The sequence below is a fragment of the Pseudomonas sp. BLCC-B112 genome (genome assembly GCF_028550695.1).
Lineage (GTDB): Bacteria > Pseudomonadota > Gammaproteobacteria > Pseudomonadales > Pseudomonadaceae > Aquipseudomonas > Aquipseudomonas danubii.
On the sequence record NZ_JAQQGK010000012.1, the window covers coordinates 160,597 to 160,860 of the forward strand.

Sequence of the window (264 nt, forward strand, 5' to 3'; positions counted from 1 at the left end):
CCCAGGGCCGGCGCTCGCCGTGGGCGCCACAGGACGGGGGCCGGGACAACGCCGGGGGCATGTCCCGGCTTCCCATGTCAGACACTCAAGGACGGATGTTTTAGCGTTTCCAGGCTGCCGGGAGCCCTGGCGGGATCAGTGTCTGCGGCGTTTGCCCGAGCCGCTGGCCGCTGAGCGCTCGGGCCCTGCGCCGCCTCTGAAAGGTTGCATCTGAAACAAGGACGTTCTCTTCAACCATTTCCGAATTCTCAGGCAGGTTACGAC